Here is a 21189-nt window from a genome sequence, read left to right as displayed (position 1 = left end):
CTCCCTCCTTTACGAGATAGTGGTACTTACTCATTATCAGAAGATTCTACATAGCCACTGATTTGGCTGATAATATCATCTTCTTCACCTGCTGTTACAGGCTCTTCTTCTACAATGTATCCGTCAGGTGTTCCTTCTACTGTGGAAGCTTCTCCTTCTGCTGTAGCTTCAGTTGTACCTTCTTCCATCACTTCACGAATATCATCATGACGCGGTACATCCTCATCATCTAATTCTTTGATAAGAACTTCTTCTTGATCTTCATTCAAGATTTTTACGTCAAGGCCAATACTTTGCAATTCTTTCAACAATACTTTGAAAGATTCAGGTACACCAGGTTCAGGAATATTTTCACCTTTTACGATTTTTTCGTAAGCTTTTACACGGCCCACAACATCGTCAGATTTCACAGTTAACAACTCTTGTAGTGTATACGCTGCGCCATACGCTTCAAGAGCCCACACTTCCATCTCACCGAAACGTTGTCCACCGAATTGAGCTTTACCACCCAATGGTTGTTGTGTAACAAGAGAGTACGGACCAGTAGAACGAGCATGGATTTTATCATCTACTAGATGGTGAAGTTTTAACATGTATACGTAACCAACGGTAACTTTGTTATCCATTTTCTCGCCTGTACGGCCATCGTATAATACAGTTTTACCATCATCATCACGACCAGCTATGCTAAGTGTATCGAACACATCACTTTCATGAGCACCATCAAATACTGGTGTCGCAATATGAATACCAGCCACGTCAGGTTTTGGCATACCATACATATCATAGTCATAACCAAATTTTTCCAATTCAGTACGTAAATGACTACGTTTTTCACGAACTTGCTGAATCGTTTCAATCACATATACTACACGACGAATTGCACGCAATTCCTCTTCTAAGGCTGGCTCCATTTCTGGACGTTCGGCTTCTACATCATCAAATGTTTCAATGCCTAATTCATAGATACGTTTTTCTTCAGCCAATAAGAAGTTATAGCGTTTTTCTCCACCAAGATCTTCAAATTTTTCTTGAGCTCGATGTAAAATTTTATCTAAGGCTACTACTTTTTGACTATCAATTTGTTTATCTGTTTCAAGGTAGTTAGCAATCATAGGATCTGCAATGGCTTGTTCTAAACTTTCAATTTCTGCATAGATATCTTTGATGCCATCAATTTCATCCCAATATGTACCGTTTAATTTAGCTTCTTTCAGTACTTCTTTGATTTTTAGATCAGTTGCCTTAATTTGCATACCTAATCCTTGTACTGCCCAACCTAAATGCGTTTCCAATACCTGTCCGATGTTCATACGAGACGGTACGCCTAATGGGTTCAATACGATTTGTACTGGTGTACCATCTGGTAAGAATGGCATATCTTCTTGACGCATAACGCGAGAAACGACACCTTTGTTACCATGACGACCCGCCATTTTATCGCCTTCGTGGATTTTACGTTTTTGCGCAATATATACACGAACTACTTTATTTACACCTGGTTGTAACTCGTCACCGTTTTCACGAGTGAAGATTTTAACATCCACAATTTTACCTGCTTCACCATGTGGTACACGCAAGGAAGTATCGCGAACTTCACGTTCTTTGTCGCCAAAAATAGCGCGTAATAAGCGTTCTTCTGGAGTTAATTCAGTTTCCCCTTTAGGAGTTACTTTACCAACTAAGATATCACCCGGTTTAACTTCTGCACCGATGCAGATAATACCATTTTCATCCAAGTTTTTAAGGTTATCATCACCAGTATTTGGCAATTCACGAGTGATTTCTTCGGCACCTAATTTCGTATCACGAGCATCACATTCGTACTCTTCGATATGGATGGATGTGTAGATATCTTCTTTACAAAGTTCTTCACTTAATAAAATCGCATCCTCGTAGTTATAACCTTCCCAAGGCATGAACGCTACCAATACGTTGAAACCTAATGCTAATTCGCCTCCATCTGTCGCTGGACCATCTGCCAATACTTGACCTTTCACCACGGATTGACCACGGTATACGATTGGTTTTTGGTTAAAGCATGTAGATTGGTTAGAACGCATGAATTTGTTCATTTTATATACGTCTACACGACCATTATCACGTTGTACATGGACTTCATTACCCCAACAACGTGTAACAATACCAGCCTCTTTTGCTAATACGCAAACACCGGAGTCTGTTGCCGCTTTGTATTCCATACCTGTACCTACTAAAGGTGCTTGTGCACGAAGTAGAGGCACCGCTTGACGCTGCATGTTCGCACCCATCAAGGCACGGTTCGCATCGTCATTTTCTAAGAATGGAATCATAGCAGTACCGATAGATACTACTTCTTTTGGGCTTACGTCCATGTAGTCTACTTTATCTGGAGATACTTCTAATACATCATGACCACGACGACATGCAATGTTCTCAGATACGAAGTAACCTTCTTCATCAATGCGAGAGTTCGCTTGGGCAATTGTCATGCCTTCTTCTTCATCTGCTGTCATATATACAACTTGGTCTGTAACACGAACTTTCAATACTTTGTTAGCATCTTCGCCTGTACCATATACTTTTTCAATTTTACGGTATGGTGCTTCGATGAAACCAAATTCATTCACTTTCGCATAGTTAGACAAGGAGTTAATCAAACCGATGTTTGGACCCTCTGGAGTTTCGATTGGACACATACGACCATAATGGGAATGATGCACGTCACGAACTTCGAAGCCTGCACGCTCACGAGATAAACCACCAGGTCCTAACGCGGATAGACGACGTTTATGTGTCAATTCACCCAATGGGTTAGTTTGGTCCATAAACTGAGACAACTGAGAAGAACCAAAGAATTCTTTGATCGCTGCCACAACTGGACGGATATTCAATAATGCTTGTGGTGTAATAACAGATACGTCTTGGATTGTCATACGTTCTTTTACCACACGTTCCATACGAGTTAAACCGATACGGAATTGGTTTTGCAACAATTCGCCTACGCAACGAAGACGACGGTTACCCAAATGGTCAATATCATCAGTTTGACCAATGTTTTCGATCAAGTTCATCATGTAACTTACGTTAGCAATCATATCTTCACGAGTCACAGTACGATGACTAAATGGCAAATTGCTATTGTTACAAATCACTTTTACTACAGTGCCATCTGTATTCACTACGAAGAACTCAGGTACTACATCACCGCTATATACACCGCTATTAGCCACTACGTCAAGAACTTCTTCGTTCACATAAGTATTCGCTTCTACGATGATTTCACCATTTTCGTCTACGATTGGTTCTGCCAAAGTTTGACCGAACATGCGTTGACGCCAGCCTAATTTTTTATTTAATTTATAACGACCTACACGAGCTAAATCATAGCGACGAGGATCAAAGAATAAGTTATCGAATAAGTTACGAGCACTTTCCACAGTTGGTGGTTCGCCTGGACGAAGTTTTTTGTAGATTTCTACTAATGCTTCATCAGAGGATTGTGTGCTGTCTTTTTCTAATGTACGAAGTAAACGTTCATCGTATTCAGGATGACCATTTTCATCCACTTGTCCATTCCAGAATAATTCCAAGATGGATTCGTTAGTTTCCCAACCTAATGCACGTACTAATACTGTAGCTGGTAATTTACGGTTACGGTCGATACGTACGGACACAATGTCGTTCGCATCTTTTTCTAACTCGATCCAAGCACCACGGTTCGGAATCACTGTGGAATCATACAAACGGTTACCCATGGTATCGATACTGCCACCGTAGTACACACCTGGAGAACGAACTAATTGGGATACGATAACACGTTCCGCACCATTGATGATGAAAGTTCCTGTATCTGTCATCAATGGGAAGTCGCCCATAAATACTTCTTGTTCTTTAATATCTGGATTTTCTGGATCATTGTTAACGAGACGAACATTGACGCGCAATGGTGCTGCATACGTAGCATCACGATTTTTGCATTCGTTAATGTCATATTTTGGTTCTCCAAGGCTGAAACCTTCAAAGGAAAGAGCTAACTTTCCTGAATTGTCTTTAATCGGAGAAATATCGTTAAAAATATCTTGTAAACCGCTCTCTAAAAACCACTCATAGGACTTGCGTTGCACGTCTAACAAATGTGGCATTTCGAGAACTTCGTTGATCTTAGCGTAGGTATATCGAGTACGCTTACCCACTTGCTCAGGTTTGAACATGTTCTTTTCACCCCTCATAATAATTGGCTTACATATTCTATAACGGTATGACTGCAGACGATTCCAGGTCTCAGTTTTCCTGCTGACCAATGACAAAATAAGCAAGGCTCGTAATTTTTTCTTGTGAACCTTGCTTTCCTCATTTCAGCACAACCTTAGATATATTCCTTCATCAATTCAATGTTATAGTGACTTTTTTGCAATTAAATATTATAATCTTCTTATATCTATTTGTCAATAGCTATTATACTGAAAGTTCCCCATAGTACGAATACCATGTAATACTCCATACCATTAATAACTAAAAAAGACTTGGTACACAAACATTTTATTCGTTCGTATCCAAGTCCTTTTTCTTTACCATCTGCACGGCACCTACTGGGCATATAGCATAACAGTCACCACAGTGAATGCACATGTCCTGATGGATGACATAGCGATCACCTTTGCGTGTAATAGCCTCTGCAGGGCAATCCATAGCACACCCTGCACAACAAACGCAGGTATCATTAATATAAAAATACATAAGCAAGCCTCCTAGCCTTAGTATACTACGAGGCTCCCCACATGTCACTCTTCCACAATACACTGACACATCTTCATAGTCAATAGTGCCGCTTCATGGGATTCTTGGGTCACCCCTGCGCAACACTTCGGATCCACATGAAGCGGAATTTCTGGCAATCCTGCTTTTAGAATCAAAGCATTGGAAACCACGCAAATATCCGTACATAAACCAATCAAGGTTAAAGATTCGATAGGTTCCTCTTCATGCATTCCTTTAAGATGGGCCAACAAATCTAAGGACCCAAAGTTAGGTTTATCCAGTACATCCACCCGTTGACCTCGTTCACGAGCCACTTCCAATAGATCATCTGCAATTTCCCAACCTTTGGTGCCACGGGCACAATGTTCCACCGGCAAATGTTTCCCCTCTTGGCTTTCAAGATAACCGCCATCGTGGGTATCACGAGTGAACACAATAGGACCAGTAAAATTGCGGATTTTTTCACGTACCGCCGGTACAATAGCCTGCGCCTGCGGTGAACCTAATGTTCCATCAATAAAATCATGTTGCATGTCTATCACAATCAATACGTTCATAGGGTATCTCCTTTGTTAGAAAGTAGGCAAGGAAATAATACACTCCCTTGCCTTACCTAGTTGATAGTACTTAAACCTTTGACTACTTATGCTATTATCATTATCCCTTTACTACGTCAGCACAACGAGCACATAATGTTGGATGATCTGTATCTTGACCAACTGTGTCGCGGTGAATCCAGCAGCGTTCACATTTTTCTAAGGCAGATGGAGTTACCACAATGGATAATGCTCCATCTTCTACTGTTACTGCGTTAGCTGGTGCATTGTCACGGCCTTCTACTACATGTGCTTCAGACACGATCAACAAGCTAGCTAGGGAATCAGCGAATCCAGTCAATGCTTGGTACGCATCGCCATCTGCATAGATAGTGATGGATGCATCCAAGGAGTGACCGATGGCTTTATCACGGCGAGCGCCTTCTAAAGCTCTTGTCATTTCGCTACGAAGGTCTAACATCGTTGCCCAACGTGCAGACAATTCCGCATCCACATGCTCTGCATGACCTTGTGGCCAATCGGCTAGCATCACGCTTTCTTCCATACCATCTTCTTTTGGCATGTATTGCCATACTTCTTCAGCTGTGAAAGAAAGAACTGGGGACACCATTTTAACTAATGTTGTCAAAATTTCATAGATAGCAGTTTGCGCACTACGACGAGCTACGTTGTTTTCTTTCTCTGCATACATTGTATCTTTCAACACGTCTAAGTAGAAGGAAGATAAATCTACGGTACAGAAGTTATGGATTGTGTGATACAAGATGTGGAATTCATAGTTTTCGTAAGCATTTGTTACTTTTTGACGAACTTCTTCTAAACGATGCAACGCCCAACGATCCAATTCTGTTAACTCTTTATAAGCTACTTTATCAGTGTTAGGGTTAAAGTTATCTAAGTTACCCAACAAGAAACGGAATGTGTTACGGATTTTACGATATACTTCTGCCAATTGTTTTACGATGTCTTTGGACAAACGCACGTCTGCTTGGTAATCTGCAGAGGATACCCACAAACGCATTACGTCAGCACCGTGTACATCGATGATATCAGAAGGAGCCACTGTATTGCCTACAGATTTAGACATTTTACGGCCTTCCCCGTCCACTACGAAACCGTGAGTCAATACGGCGTTGTATGGTGCATGACCACGTGTAGCGATACCTGTTAACAAAGAAGAGTTAAACCAACCGCGATGTTGGTCAGAACCTTCTAAGTACATAGCGCAAGGCACATCCATTTCATTTTGTTCCAATACGCCAGACCAAGAGCTACCGCTGTCGAACCATACGTCCATGATATCTGTTTCTTTGTGGAAAGAATCATGTCCACAAGATGGACATGTGAATCCTGCTGGCAATAATTCTTTCGCTTCATGAGCCCACCAAGCATTAGAGCCTTCTTTGGCAAACCATTCTTGTAAGGAAGAGATAGTATCATCATTGATGATGTGCTCTCCACAATGATCACAATAGTAGATAGGAATTGGCACACCCCACGCACGTTGACGAGAGATAACCCAGTCCCCACGGTCTGCGATCATATTATAAATACGGTCATGGCCCCATTTAGGAATCCATTGTACTTGTTCATCGATGGCTTTCAAAGCTTCTTGACGGTAGCCATCCACAGAGGAGAACCATTGTTCTGTAGCACGATAGATAACAGGGTTTTTACAACGCCAGCAATGAGCATATTGGTGGCGGATATTGCCTTTTTGCACCAATGCACCATTGTGAGCCAAGATTTTGATCACTGGCACTTCTGCATCATGGATTTCAACGCCCGCTAGTGGTTGTTCTGTATCACCATAGCGAGGTTCATCTACTTTGGCAATATAACGACCAGTAGCATCTACTAAAGATAAAATTTCAAAGTCGATTTTACCCGCATCTTTGTATGCTTTTACTACATTAAAGTCATCTTCACCATGAGCAGGAGCTGTATGTACGCAACCTGTACCAGCGTCTAATGTAACGTGAGAACCCAACAAGATAGGAGCATTACGATCTGCAAATGGATGTTTAAAGTTCGCCAATTCTAATTCGCTACCTTTGAACGTATTCAACACTTCATAGGATTCTACGCCCATTTCTTTGGTAGCTGTTTCGATTAAACCATTCGCTAATAACCATGCCTCATCGCCGATTTTCACCCAAGAGTAATCTAATTCTGGGTTCACAGAGATAGCTTGGTTGGCAGGCATTGTCCAAGGAGTTGTTGTCCAGATGACGGAAAACAATTTGCTAGTGTCAAAACCTGCTGGCAATGTGCTGTCAGCACCGTTTACGTAAGCAAATTTAACATAGATGGAGAAAGATTTTTTCTCAGCATATTCAATTTCCGCTTCCGCCAAAGCAGTTTCACAATGCGTACACCAGTACACAGTTTTCAAACCTTTGTAGATGTAGCCACGTTTCGCCATTTCACCAAATACGCCGATTTGTTTCACTTCGAACTCAGGGCGCAATGTTAAATAAGGACGATCCCATTCACCAAGCACACCGAAACGGATGAAATCTTTCTTTTGTTCTTCTACACAATTCAATGCGTATTCACGACATTGATTGCGAAGATCCAATGGACTCATTTCATGACGATTCAATCCAGTGTTTTTGATAACTGCATGCTCGATAGGAAGACCATGTGTATCCCAACCAGGAATGTATGGTGTGTAATGGCCTTGCATTGTTTTATATTTCATCACAATGTCTTTTAATGTTTTGTTCAAGGCATGACCGATGTGCAATTTACCATTCGCATAGGGAGGGCCATCGTGCAAAATAAAAGATTTTTTACCTTTATTTTTCGCTAAGCGTTTTTCATAAATTTTATTATCTTCCCAAAACTTGATAAATTCTGGTTCGCGCTTTGGCAAATTACCGCGCATAGGAAATTCTGTTTCAGGCAAGTGCAAGGTCTTACCATAATCCACTTCATTAGACATTCTATTTCTCCTCTCAATAAAAAAAGCACCCGCTCCCCGAAGGGACGAATGCAAATCCGTGGTACCACCCTACTGATGATTCTTGTGAAAGATACCCCCAACGAATCATCGCTCAAACATATAACGGTGTCCACCGATGTGAGTACCCCCAGTACGGGCTCCCCAACATATACTCAAAAGTGATCCGCCATGCATTCACCCATGAGGCTTTCACCATCCCTCACTCGCTCGGAGCTACCTTGCATGACCGTCTTTATCAACGTATTAATATATATCGTTGTCAAATACAGATACAATTATATACTATCTGCAGAGTAGTTGCAATAGACCCTATCACATTCTATCCATGTTAGAAACGTATATCCTCTGACTGTGACACTATTATATAGTCAAACGGTCGTACTTCCTCATACATCATAAATGCTAGAACCATATGTATAAAAATCTACTCGGAATCCTACAAGAAACTATTAGAGGTATACCTAGATTAGGGGTATAATAAATCTCCCTGATATGCTACCATAGATACATACATAGTTGGAATTTTATAGTAGGCTCACCTACACGTACATAGGAGTCAGTATGGAACTTTGGAAACGCACGTTATACGTTTGTTTATTCGGGGCCTTCATGGCATCGGTGGGGCTCAGTCAAGCAGCCCCTCTCATTCCCTTATATTTACAGGACCTAGGCGTTCATGATCAAGGGTCTCTTGCCAATTGGTCTGGTATCGCCATGGGTGTCACCTATCTTATGGTGGCCCTCGTCTCACCTTTTTGGGGAAAACTAGCTGATAGAAAAGGAAGAAAATTAATTTTACTACGAGCTAGTTTTGGAATGATGGTCACCAATGCACTTCTTGGGTTCGCACAAAGCCCTGAACATGTTGTGATGATCCGCATTCTAAATGGTATGGTATCTGGATTTTTTTCTGGATCCATTACGTTAGTAGCCACCCAAACTCCAGAGTCCAGAACTGGTTGGGCCTTAGGTCTATTATCCGCTGCCAACTTAGGAGGCTCCTTATTAGGACCTATGATTGGTGGTTATATGGGAAGTACCTTTGGTATTCGGTATGCTTTTTTTGTCGTATCCGCTTTACTAGGCATAGCTTTTTTATCTTCCTTATTATTCATAAAAGAAGACTTTACTCCTAAAGTAAAGGGCCCAGCTCCTTCTTTCAAAGACTTACAACAATCTATCTCCAATTGGAAAGGTCTTATCTTCGTATCTATCGCTTCTTTCATTTTTGCCTTCACTACCATGGCATCAGCTCCTATACTTTCTGTATTCGTGCAACATATTGTAGGCCGTGGCCACGAACACATCGCATTACTAGCTGGTTTAGCTTTCACATCTACAGGGATTGCTCAAATGTTAGCTAGCTCTGTACTCGGTCGCTACATCGACAAATTAGGCCCTCAATTCATTCTTTGGACAAGTTTTATTTATGTAGGATGCCTGACAATTCCACAAGCCTTTACAGATTCTATTATCGTCTTATGTATCATTCGATTTTTACTAGGCTTTGGATTAGGCGGACTATTGCCAGGAATCAACACCTATATTGCGAGTATTACACCAAAACATTTAGCTGGGCAAATTTTTGCTTACAACCAGTCCACTCTATTCTTCGGCTACTTTATGGGCGCTGTAGGTGGTTCAGCCATCGTATCTCAATGGGGCTTTAGTACCATGTTTATCGTGACAGGTATGATTATTGCATTAACAGGGGTCTTCTTGAAAGTAACATTAGGGCGTACTACAACAGCCAGTCATTAGCATCATTCTTATAAACTACAATATAATTTTCCATCCTATATACTATGCATTACATATGCTTTATGATGATGCACATATGACAAAATACATAGAATATAAAAACAGAGGTCCTATCATCAAGGCCTCTGTTTTTTATCGTATTATATTGAAAACATTTTGAATCACTATCTACTATACTGACAGTGTAAACCTATAATGTATTAACCCCTGTTTCCAACGGGAACCCTTCATAAGTCACCCAATCGCTAGAACTGCCTACATACATAGCTGGTTCCACACCCACTTCTGCTAACGCAATCATTAAGTTGGCTGCTGTCACACCAGAACCACAATAGGCAACGATAGGTTTTTCCACCTTAGTTAAGTCACCATAAGCTGTTTGTAATTCTGCAATTGGACGTACACCATCAGCTGTAAATCCCCATTCATAGAAATGATTGATTGCTCCTGGTACATGTCCCGTCATGCCATCCATCGTATCCTCTACCGATCCATCATATCGCTGTGGAGCCCGCGCATCGATGATGACATGACTGTCAGTTTGGCTAGCGTGTAACACTTCATCACGGCTCATCACTAAATGGTCTTGTAATGTATAGGCCAACGGTTTTGAATCTGCCATAGTAGGTATAGATTCTTGCGTCAATGGGTATCCTTCCCGATGCCAACGTTCAATGCCACCAGCTAGGACTTTCACATTGGCGAAACCCATGTATAGTAGCAAGAACCGCAACCGACCGGCAAAGGAAATCCACGCATCGTACACCACGATGTGAGAATCCATGGTCACACCGCATTCACTCAACCGTTGTGCTAGTACTGCCATGTCTGGCAAAGGATGGCGACCACCGTGTACCCCTAAAGGACCACTCATGTGTGCGTCCATATCAATAGCAAAGGATCCCGGAATGTGGGCTGCTGCATAGGCATCAAAGCCACGAGCATCGAGGACTACCACTCTATCTAATTGCTCTTGTAATTCTTTCGGAGAGATTAAAACACTCATCATTACACCTCCTATATATAAACTAGAAACTGTTAACATGCATTTACAGAGTATAAAGAATGCCATACACTCTATATAATCTAGTGTAACATAGATTATCTTCGATGTGTATGGCCTTTCTATTCATACATGTATGCTATGACATACTATTAGTTTTTATCGGTTTTCATTACTCTTCATAAGAAAGGTTAATACTCATATTACCCTTTAATAGCTTGAAACGCTTCTTTTGCAATTTGTAATGTGTATGCCAAATCTTGATCGCTATGGCACGTAGATAAGAAGTTGCTTTCATATTGGCTGGCTGCATAATAGATGCCACGTTCCAAGTTGTAGTGGAAGAATGTTTTAAACGCTTCCATATCACAAGCGCTGGCGTCATCGAAGTTATGCACTGCTTTATCTGTGAAGAAGAGAGTAAACATAGATCCTACTCGTTGTACTACTACAGGTACACCTACTTCTTTCGCTGCTGCTTCTAATCCTTGGCATAAGGCTTCTGTAGATTCCTCTACTTGACGGAATGCATTCGGATATTTTTGCAACATAGACAAGGTAGCAAGACCTGCCGCCATGGCTACCGGATTACCACTCAAGGTACCTGCTTGGTACACAGGACCGGATGGAGCGATGGAAGACATCATTTCTTTCTTGCCACCGAATACCGCCATTGGTAAGCCACCGCCTACGATTTTACCTAAGCATGTTAAGTCTGGAATGACATTGTAATATTTTTGTGCCCCTCCAGAACTGGAGCGGAATCCGCACATCACTTCATCAAAGATGAGGACTGCACCGTGCTCTGTCGTTACTTCACGCAAAGTCTCCAAGAATCCTTCCACAGGAGGTACACAGCCCATATTACCTGCTACTGGTTCCACGATGATGGCTGCAATACTTTCACCATGAGCCTCGAACAATTGGCGAACTGCATCAGAATCATTGTATGGCAATGTAATCGTATCCTCTGCCACACCAGTTGGCACGCCGGGACTATCTGGCACGCCAAAGGTAGCTAAGCCAGAACCAGCTTTCACTAACAAGCTATCACTATGACCATGGTAACAGCCGATAAATTTCACAATTTTGTCACGACCTGTATAGCCACGAGCCAAACGCAAGGCACTCATAGTAGATTCTGTACCAGAGTTCACCATGCGTACCATTTCCATCGACGGATAGAAAGCTTGAATTTTTTTCGCCACTTCTGTTTCAAGCAGTGTTGGTGCTCCATAACTAGTACCACGAGGGATGGCTTCCAAAATAGACGCCACGATTTCAGGATTCGCATGACCTAGAATCATAGGACCCCAGGACAACACGTAATCGATATACTCATTGCCATCGATATCGTAAATGCGAGATCCGCTAGCAGAACTGATGAAAGGAGGATTGCCCCCTACACTGCGGTAGGAGCGAACAGGACTGTTCACACCACCTGGCATATATGTACGAGCCTCTGCGAAGGCTTGTTTTGATTTTTCTAAACTAAACATAATGGCTCCTATATTTCCACACTATTTTTCCTGTAGCCAACGTGCCACATCCAGGGCATGATAGGTAATAATCATCTTTGCTCCTGCTCGTTTCATGGATAGCAAGGTTTCCAAAGTAATGCGTTTTTCATCTACAAGACCTGCTGCCGCTGCTGTTTTAATCATGGCATATTCACCGCTGACATTGTAAACGGCTAAAGGACAATCGAAGTTATCCCGTACTTCGCGTACAATATCCAAATAGGATAGAGCTGGTTTAATCATAATGATGTCCGCCCCTTCGATGATATCTTGTTCCACTTCACGCAACGCTTCTAAACGGTTTGCCTCATCCATTTGGTATCCTTTACGGTCTCCAAATCCCGGTGCAGAATGGACCGCATCACGGAATGGTCCATAATAGGCGGATGCATACTTCGCCGCATAACTCATAATAGATACATGGCTAAATCCCGCTGCATCTAAGGCTTCACGAATCGCAGCAATACGTCCATCCATCATGTCAGATGGTGCCACCATGTGAGCACCCGCTTTCGCATGGCTCACTGCTACATTACACAATAATGGCAACGTAGCATCATTAATGACTTCATGATGTTCCACATGACCGCAATGACCTGTAGATGTGTATTGGCAAAGGCATACGTCGGAAATCACGATCAACTCTGGCACTTCTTTACGGATCGCCATAATTGCTTGCTGTACCGGTTGTTCCATATCCCACGCAGAAGAACCATCTTCATCTTTGTAAGTAGGAATGCCGAAAATTTCGACTCCCTTAATACCTAAGTCATAGGCTTCTTTCGCCAATTTTACAGCCTCGTCCACGGACACATGATATTGTCCTGGCAAGGAAGAAATTTCTTCTTTCACCGCTGTTCCCGGAACAATAAATATAGGATAAATTAAGTCTTCTACTTGTAATGTTGTTTCACGAACCAACGCACGCATAGCTGGGCTGATGCGCAATCGTCTTGGTCGATTTCGTAATTCCATATTATGCCTCTTTCTATTTGCAATCGTTCAAGATTAGATCCACCATCGCAGGGATTGTAAAAGTTTCACCAATTAAATCTGGTTGAATCCCTTCTTCTACACAGGTAGCACCTGTAATCGGTCCAATGCAAACAACCTTCGTGTTTCCTAATAAATTCACTGCATCGGAGCCAAGCATATCTTTTGTATTCGTCACCGTAGAAGAACTTGTAAACGTAATGTAATCTACTTCCCCTGCTCGTAGGGCTTCTTCTAAATATTCTTTGTGGGACGTGTCTTGTACTGTTTCATACAAACGCAATACCGTCACATCGCATCCTGCTTGTGAAAGTCCTTTATAAATCACGTCGCGTGCCACTTTTGGTTGTACTAGCACAAAGCGCAAATCGCCTAGCGCTCGTTCTGGCCATACACGACTCTGTTCTACTGTAATGGTTTCCACCACAGATTCCGCTTGGTAATTCGGTGGCACGATGTCCGCACGAATGCCTCGATCTAATAAAGATTTTGCTGTAGCACTGCCGATAGCACATACTTTCATAGAACCTAACGCACGACTATCTAAGCCACGGTCTAATAAACCATCAAAGAAGAACCGCACCCCTTCGGCAGATGTAAAAATTAATCCATCGTAGGAAGATAAGCTATCATAAGCCACGTCCATCTCCTCTGTACGAGGTAATGCCTGTGTTTTGATAGCAGATGCTTCGATGACATGGGCCCCCAATTCTAGTAATCGTTCAGATAAGGCGCTAGCTTTACTACGAGCTCGTGTAACCACGATAGTTTTACCAAATAATGGTTTATTATCAAACCAACGTAATTGCTCCCGCAAAGATACTACTTCCCCAACGATAACAATAGCTGGTGCTTTCAATTGCGCTTTTTCTACATCTTCTACGACATGCTCCAAGGTAGAGACCAATGTTTCTTGGATTGGTTTTGTGCCCCAACGGATGACTGCCACTGGCGTTTCCTTAGGACGACCATATTTGATTAAGTTAGTGGCAATGCTCGGCAAATTCGAGATACCCATCACAAAGGAGATCGTATCCACAGATTTAGCTAAGCCATCCCAATTCATACCAGATTCTGGTTTTGTTGGATCTTCATGACCTGTAACAATAGCAAAAGACGTCGCCATGGCACGTTGGGTGACAGGAATCCCAGCATAGGCTGGCGCAGAAATACCAGATGTAATACCAGGTACAAATTCAAATGGCACGCCCGCTTCTACCAAAGCCAACGCTTCTTCACCACCACGACCAAATACTAGAGGGTCGCCCCCTTTAAGACGAGCCACCACTTTACCTTCTAAGCCACATTTTACGAGAAGTTCGTTGATTTCCCATTGATGCATCGTATGATTGTTGCTTTTTTTACCTGCATAAATGATCTCTGCTCCTTCTTTCGCATAGGACAAGAAATGAGCATCTGCTAAATAGTCATAGACAATAACATCTGCTTTTTCAATACATTCCTTACCTTTTAGAGTGATTAATTTATGATCACCCGGTCCGGCACCAATTAAATATACAATGCCTGTCATTTCAATACTCCTCTTTCTACTAAATCGTCAATGATGGCTTTGCCCCCTTCTTCATAGAGAGCTTTCGCCAAGTTACGACCTAACATATCTGCTTTTTCTTTTGGTCCTGACAATTCACCTTCAAAACAATTTTTTCCATCTAAAGAAGCAATGATAGCTTTCAACGTTAATTGTCCTTTATAAATCGTCCCATGTACACCCATCGGTACTTGGCAACCACCTTCGAGTTGACGAAGGAAACTACGTTCTCCACGAGTAGCCCACATAGTATTTTCATCGTGCAATACAGATAACATATCTAGCATTTCTGTATCATCCTTACGACATTCAATGCCCAATGCCCCTTGACCCACAGCAGGAATCATTTCATCGCTAGTGAAAGTCTGTGTAACAACAGATTCCAGCCCCAATCGTTTTAACCCTGCCTCTGCTAATACAATGGCATCAAAGTTTTCTGTTTCTAATTTGTTTAATCGCGTTTGCACATTCCCTCGAAGTACAGAAATCTGCAAATCAGGTCGTTGATTCAACAATTGTGCTTGACGGCGTAAACTACTAGTCCCTACTTTAGCACCTTGTGGCAGTTGATCCAGTGTTTTATATTTTGGTGATACCAAAGCATCACATGGTGTTTCACGCTCTGTAATAGCACCTAGTACCAAATCTTCTGGCAATTCTGTAGGCATATCTTTCAAGCTGTGTACAGCCAAATCGATGCTACCATCACGCATAGATGCTTCTAGCTCTTCTGTAAATAAACCTTTACCACCGATTTCAGCCAATGGTTTTTCTAAAATACGATCACCTTTCGTACTGTGATGGACTAACTCCACCTTGCACTGTGGGTAATGTTTACGCAATGTATCTGCTACATAGTTGGCTTGCCATAAAGCAAGGGCACTACTACGGGTGCCTATACGAATTATGTTTCTCATAGTGTGTCGTCCTCCACTTCCAAAGCAAACATATCTTGGAATAACTTCCAATAATCTCGCTCTTCTTCTTTACCCGCTACTTCACCAAAATGAATCATTGGATCACGCAATAATTTACGTACCAACATGCGGGACATATTGCTAATAATCTTACGTTCTAGCTCTGTGGCATTAGGTAATTTTGCCATCGCTCGATGTACTTCACGTTTACGAATGGCTTCTGCTTTTTCACTAAGCAAGACCATAATAGGACGAACCGATAGATATTGTAATTTTTCTTCAATTTCTTGTAAGGCTTCTTCTAAGATAGGCTCTGCTTTTTGAGCTTCTTCTTCTCGTTGGTGTTTATTCGCTTCTACTACACTTTCCAAGGCATCAATGTTAAACAAATACACTCCTGGAATTTCTGTTACATCTGGGTTGATATCACGGGGAACAGCAATATCGATCATGACAATTGGTTTACCACCACGGCCATCCATGATTTCTTCCGCTTCTTCCCATTCAATCACATAATGAGGTGCACCAGTAGATGTAATAATAATATCTGCTACTTTGGCTTCTTCTACAAAATTGTCAAAATCAACGGCTTTACCATTGAATTGCTTTGCCAATTCTTCTGCTGTTTTGAACGTCCGATTGGACACGAAAATACTCTTTACCCCTTTAGCTTGTAAATGACGAGCTGTGAGCTCACTCATTTGACCAGCTCCCAAAATGAGAACCTTTGCCTCACTGATAGGAATATCTAAACTATCTTCCGCTAAATTGACTGCTGTATAACTAACAGATACTGGCGTATTCGCAATCCCCGTCATCGTACGCACACGTTTCCCTACAGCAATGGCTTTTTGGAAAATAATATTAAATACAGATGCTGTTAATCCCTTACTATAGGAAGAAATATAGGCCATTTTTAATTGGCTCAAAATTTGACCTTCTCCTAACACAAGAGAATCTAAACTAGATGCTACTCTAAATAAATGAGAAATACATGCCTTCCCTTCATATAGAAAAAACCATTTCTCATCTACGTCTACCGTTTCTTCACCTTTCAGATGCAGTAGTAAACGTATCATATATTCTTTTACATTCTCCATGTCATTTAGGACGACATAGAGTTCTGTGCGGTTACACGTCGATAAAAGGACGCATTCCTCTACTTCTTCATGAGCATAGATGTGATCCATAGCATGATCGAGAGCTTCTTTGGAAAAAGAAAATTTCTCTCGTACATCTAAAGGTGCACTTCTATGATTCAGACCTAATACGACTAATTGCATGTACAATATTCTCCTTCACTGAGTCTCCTTGACCCTCTAATATTTGTATAAACTCCGATTCTCCTAAATTTGTACGCCAGAACTGCTCTCGTTCTTTTGGCGTATTTAATATATGCTGTAATTCTTGTCTCCATAGACGAATCTGAGGCAGCCACTCGGCTAATATGCCGTACCTGGTTTCTATATCCTGTCTAAGCAAGCGACTCACTCGTGGGCTCACTTGATTGGTAAATATAGAAATCTCTAAATCACCAATCTCCGTAGCACTGCCGAATACCCAAGTAGAATCATCTTTCACATCAGCCCGATTAATGAAAGCTTGTACTTCTTGAGCATCTTCCATGACTTGCGCATTCACAGCAGGAATATCCGTAGCAATAATGACAAACTGTTGCCCTACCATATATTCTGAGCTATAAGGCTTCTCTATCCATTGTAATACACCTGCTTTATGGTATGTTACAATGTCAGGCAATACATCAGGACTGACTACTATAATAGATGCCTCTTCGTCTATTAACTTTTCAATTCTACGCAGCGCTACTTGCCCTCCGCCGACTACAAGACAAGGCCTGTCTTTAAGTGAAAGTCCAACTGTTATCATCCTACTATCCTTATATGTCTCTACAATGGCAAAAACGGCTTGAATACTCAAGCCGAAATTCACCTTATACTTCTGTTTCTGTCTCTACAGGTTTTGTTTCCTCTAAAGCAATACCATCTAATAATTGTAGTTGCGCTGTTAAAATTGATTCTACTTTTGCACGGAACACGGCCATTTCATTCGCAATGGTAGCATATTTAGCTTCTGCTTCTCGCAACGCACGATTGGCATCTTCTAAAATCGTAGATCGTTGTTGTTCCGCATTCTGTAAAATTAAATCAGCCTCTTTACGAGCTGCCTCTTTTACATTTTCACCAGTCTCTTGAGCAAGCACCAATGTATTGCGCATAGTTTCTTCCGTTGATTCATATTGATTCAAACGTTTTTCCATTTGCTCTACTTTATCAGTCATTTCACGGTTTTCACGATACAAGATTTCATAAGCTTGTACCACTTCATTCAAAAACTCGTTTACTTCATCGCAATCAAAGCCACGAATACTTTTTCCAAACTCTTTATTATGAATATCCATTGGTGTTAACATAGGATCAGCCTCCTTACATAAATCGTTTTAGATGTACTCCAATACGCCCTTTTTTAGACGTGCCTGTAATACTTTCTATTTGCATACGACCTCTGCCACGAAGAGAAATAATATCTCCTTCTTTTACTTCTTGCGCTGGTCCTTTCGCAGATTGCCAATTCACTTGTACTAATCCTGCCTTAATGGCCTCCACAACTTTTGTACGAGATGTACTAAAACCTGAAGAAGCTATAGAATCCAACCGCATAGACGCCACAGTAGTTCGCACTTCTTTTATTTTTTCTTCTTTCGGTTGTAATTCACTCAATTCCATCCGTGATACTGTAACCGTGACCATAGCAATTTTTGTAAAGTTTTGAATCACAAAATCTGTTATCGTTGCATCTACGATTACCTGCGCCCCACCACTAGTGACGATAATATCTCCAAAATGAGTGCGATCAATACCAAGTCCCATTAAGGAACCCAACACATCACGATGTGTCAATAATCGGAATCGTGGATCCCAAGATACTTTCAACACCGCAATTTGTAAGTCTACTGTTCCTTGAAAGTGAGGGTCCACAAAGGCCACTCGAAGGCGTTCTGCCCCTTCGTAACCACCACTGGAAATGATATTAATACCACCAAAATTCGCTTTTACTGCATCTGCAATGACAAGGCCTGCAGGTGACATAAAATCTGTCACACGGTAAGGTCGGCCTGCTTGTACTTGCTCCGCTAGATCAATCATACGTCTAGCCTCTTCGCCATTACCAGATGCTTCAAAATATCGAATTAACTTTTCTTTATCTTTCACGTTGTTTTCCTATTTCATTTGACCGTTCATAACAAGCTAAGATGCCTTCCATAATAGAAGAACGCAACCCTTCTTTTTCCATGGCTGCAATACCTGCTATAGTCGTACCTCCGGGAGATGTCACTTGATCCCTAAGCACACTTGGATGAGCGCCTGTTTCTAAGGCAATCAAGCCAGAGCCATACATCGTCTGTACCGCCGCTTGCAACGCCAATGGCCTAGTGAGACCAATCCGAACACCTGCATTTGCCATAGCATCTAAAATGGTATACATATAGCCTGGACCTGCCCCTGCTAGAGCGCCAATACGGTCTAAATCAGCTTCTGAACATACCACGGCTTCACCTAAGGCTTCGAAAATGCGCAAAGCTTGTTCTCGCTCACCTGGTGTCACTTGTTCACTACTAGCAATCGCTGTAAAGCCAGCTTTTACCAAAATTGGAGTATTCGGCATAGCTCGTAACCAATGTACATGGGGTGCAAAGGATTGTAATGTATCCAATGTAATGCCTGCCGCAATAGAAATACATAATGTTCTCGCCTCGATTTGTGGTCCCACCTCTTCCATAAGAGACGGTAAGACTTGAGGTTTTACGCCAAATACAATGGTTCTGTACTCATCAAAAGCAGGTATGGCATCACAGTCCGTGAAGGCTGTGACACCTAATGTGCGCTCTAATTCTGATGCTTGCTCACTGCGACGCACTAGTACATCTACTTCCTCAGGGCCCCAAACACCTTGTTCCAAAGCCCCCCGTAAAATAGCACCACCCATCGATCCTACACCAATTAGTAGTATTTTTTGCATGGCTACCTCCTAATGCTTAGGCTTGTGGTTCTTTCCAAGCTAATTTGTCAGATATTTCTGTGTACTCTTTATCTGTATAATCTACTGTTACATTCACTGGTACACAGATGAAAATATCTTTGCCAATTTTTTCTAATTTGCCATCTAATGCAAATGTTGCACCACTTACAAAGTCCACAATACGTGCTGCTTCATGAGGGTCTGTATTTTCAAAGTTAATCACTACTGGACGCATATCGCGCAATTGATTTGTAATATTTTCAGAATCATCGAATGCTTTTGGCTCTACGATGACTACTTTCATACCGCTAGAACGTTGTGCCACTGTATTATATCCTCCTGTTTTTGGTCGTGCTGCAGATGCTACTGGTCCATTGCCACCTGCTACTGGTGCTGTTACTACTGGTTGTTGAGACTCTTCTTCATACATCTCATTATCATATTCATCAAATTCATATTGATCATCTTGATTACTACCAAAAAAACTTTTTACAGAATTCCAGCTATCTTTCAGTGCCATCGTTAATTCCTCCATTACTCATTATAGTGGCGTTCTCCAAATATTGCTGTTCCTACACGAACAATATTTGCACCTTCTTCAATTGCTACTTCAAAATCATGGGTCATCCCCATGGATATATATTCAATCTGACCTTCATTAAAATGAAGTTTCATGTCTTCAAATAAAGCGTGAGCGACTCTAAATATAGGGCGAGCCTCTTCCGGATCATCAAAAAACGGTGCCATACACATAAGCCCTTTTACCCGTACATTGGGTAATGATTTGGCATATTCCCGTATGGTTGGAAATTCTTCCACATCCATCCCAGACTTACTTTCTTCTCGTGCCACATTCACTTGTAGTAATACTTCTTGTATAAGTCCTTCTCTAGCAGCAATACGTTGGATTTCATCCAACAATTTCACGCTATGAACTGAATGAATTAAGAAAATTTACCCACTGCATTACGCACTTTATTGTTTTGTAATTGTCCAATTAAATGCCATTGGAGTTCCGGGTCCCTTGGGTACGAGGTTCCAATTTTTTCTTTTAGTCTTCTTGTACACGATTTTCGCCCTACAGTTCTTACACCTAGGTGAGCTACTTCTTGTACAGCCTCTACAGGATGATTCTTCGTTACT

16 protein-coding genes and 1 pseudogene are annotated in these 21189 nt (G+C 41.6%); 1 reads left to right on the top strand and 16 read right to left on the bottom strand.

What is annotated here, in order from left to right; all coding sequences use genetic code 11:
* Window positions 1-26 precede the first annotated feature (26 nt).
* From rpoB to ileS, 4 genes are all read right to left on the bottom strand, one after another.
* Complete coding sequence (rpoB, locus tag HMPREF9200_RS05805; protein ID WP_009353933.1) at window positions 27-4193, bottom strand: DNA-directed RNA polymerase subunit beta; 4167 nt, start codon at window positions 4191-4193, stop codon at window positions 27-29.
* A gap of 328 nt (window positions 4194-4521) precedes the next feature.
* Window positions 4522-4719, bottom strand: coding sequence for a DUF362 domain-containing protein (locus HMPREF9200_RS05800; RefSeq protein WP_009353935.1), 198 nt, complete (start codon window positions 4717-4719; stop codon window positions 4522-4524).
* Window positions 4720-4763: 44 nt separating this feature from the next.
* Complete coding sequence (locus HMPREF9200_RS05795) at window positions 4764-5297, bottom strand: cysteine hydrolase family protein (protein ID WP_009353938.1); 534 nt, start codon at window positions 5295-5297, stop codon at window positions 4764-4766.
* A gap of 100 nt (window positions 5298-5397) precedes the next feature.
* Window positions 5398-8232, bottom strand: coding sequence for an isoleucine--tRNA ligase (gene ileS / locus HMPREF9200_RS05790; protein ID WP_038144995.1), 2835 nt, complete (start codon window positions 8230-8232; stop codon window positions 5398-5400).
* Between the two features lie 594 nt (window positions 8233-8826).
* On the opposite strand from ileS, the gene HMPREF9200_RS05785 reads away from it, so the two are divergent.
* Window positions 8827-10026: an MFS transporter gene (locus HMPREF9200_RS05785; protein ID WP_009353873.1), complete on the top strand. Its 1200-nt coding sequence runs from the start codon at window positions 8827-8829 to the stop codon at window positions 10024-10026.
* A 190-nt stretch (window positions 10027-10216) separates the two neighbouring features.
* On the opposite strand, the gene HMPREF9200_RS05780 is transcribed toward HMPREF9200_RS05785, so the two are convergent.
* The 12 genes and pseudogenes from HMPREF9200_RS05780 to HMPREF9200_RS05725 form a co-directional block, all read right to left on the bottom strand.
* Window positions 10217-11035 carry a sulfurtransferase gene (locus HMPREF9200_RS05780; protein ID WP_009353875.1) on the bottom strand — a complete coding sequence of 273 codons (819 nt, stop codon included), beginning with the start codon at window positions 11033-11035 and terminating at the stop codon, window positions 10217-10219.
* A 197-nt stretch (window positions 11036-11232) separates the two neighbouring features.
* A complete protein-coding gene (gene hemL, locus HMPREF9200_RS05775; RefSeq protein ID WP_009353942.1) occupies window positions 11233-12528 on the bottom strand; it encodes a glutamate-1-semialdehyde 2,1-aminomutase in 1296 nt (431 codons plus the stop codon).
* A gap of 21 nt (window positions 12529-12549) precedes the next feature.
* Entirely contained in the window at window positions 12550-13524 is a 975-nt protein-coding gene (gene hemB / locus HMPREF9200_RS05770) for a porphobilinogen synthase (protein WP_009353881.1), read from the bottom strand.
* A gap of 13 nt (window positions 13525-13537) precedes the next feature.
* Window positions 13538-15073, bottom strand: a complete 1536-nt coding sequence (cobA, locus tag HMPREF9200_RS05765) for a uroporphyrinogen-III C-methyltransferase (RefSeq protein WP_009353913.1) — start codon at window positions 15071-15073, stop codon at window positions 13538-13540.
* Window positions 15070-16008: a hydroxymethylbilane synthase gene (gene hemC, locus HMPREF9200_RS05760; protein WP_009353940.1), complete on the bottom strand. Its 939-nt coding sequence runs from the start codon at window positions 16006-16008 to the stop codon at window positions 15070-15072. The genes cobA and hemC overlap by 4 nt, the downstream gene beginning before the upstream one ends.
* Window positions 16005-17291, bottom strand: coding sequence for a glutamyl-tRNA reductase (hemA, locus tag HMPREF9200_RS05755; protein ID WP_009353929.1), 1287 nt, complete (start codon window positions 17289-17291; stop codon window positions 16005-16007). Before hemA ends, hemC begins: the two co-directional genes overlap by 4 nt.
* Entirely contained in the window at window positions 17260-17895 is a 636-nt protein-coding gene (locus HMPREF9200_RS08325; protein ID WP_083818426.1) for a bifunctional precorrin-2 dehydrogenase/sirohydrochlorin ferrochelatase, read from the bottom strand. The genes hemA and HMPREF9200_RS08325 overlap by 32 nt, the downstream gene beginning before the upstream one ends.
* A gap of 64 nt (window positions 17896-17959) precedes the next feature.
* Window positions 17960-18439: a DivIVA domain-containing protein gene (locus HMPREF9200_RS05745; RefSeq protein WP_009353901.1), complete on the bottom strand. Its 480-nt coding sequence runs from the start codon at window positions 18437-18439 to the stop codon at window positions 17960-17962.
* Window positions 18440-18452: 13 nt separating this feature from the next.
* A complete protein-coding gene (locus HMPREF9200_RS05740) occupies window positions 18453-19238 on the bottom strand; it encodes an RNA-binding protein (RefSeq protein ID WP_009353900.1) in 786 nt (261 codons plus the stop codon).
* Window positions 19228-20046, bottom strand: coding sequence for a pyrroline-5-carboxylate reductase (gene proC / locus HMPREF9200_RS05735; protein WP_009353928.1), 819 nt, complete (start codon window positions 20044-20046; stop codon window positions 19228-19230). The genes HMPREF9200_RS05740 and proC overlap by 11 nt, the downstream gene beginning before the upstream one ends.
* A 16-nt stretch (window positions 20047-20062) precedes the next feature.
* Window positions 20063-20566: a cell division protein SepF gene (locus HMPREF9200_RS05730; protein WP_009353917.1), complete on the bottom strand. Its 504-nt coding sequence runs from the start codon at window positions 20564-20566 to the stop codon at window positions 20063-20065.
* Between the two features lie 14 nt (window positions 20567-20580).
* Window positions 20581-21189: pseudogene (locus HMPREF9200_RS05725) on the bottom strand (YggS family pyridoxal phosphate-dependent enzyme); the annotation flags it as partial.

Source organism: Veillonella sp. oral taxon 780 str. F0422, assembly GCF_000221605.1.
Lineage (GTDB): Bacteria > Bacillota > Negativicutes > Veillonellales > Veillonellaceae > F0422.
Note: the sequence above shows the minus strand (reverse complement) of the source record. Positions and strands in the feature narration are given on the sequence as shown.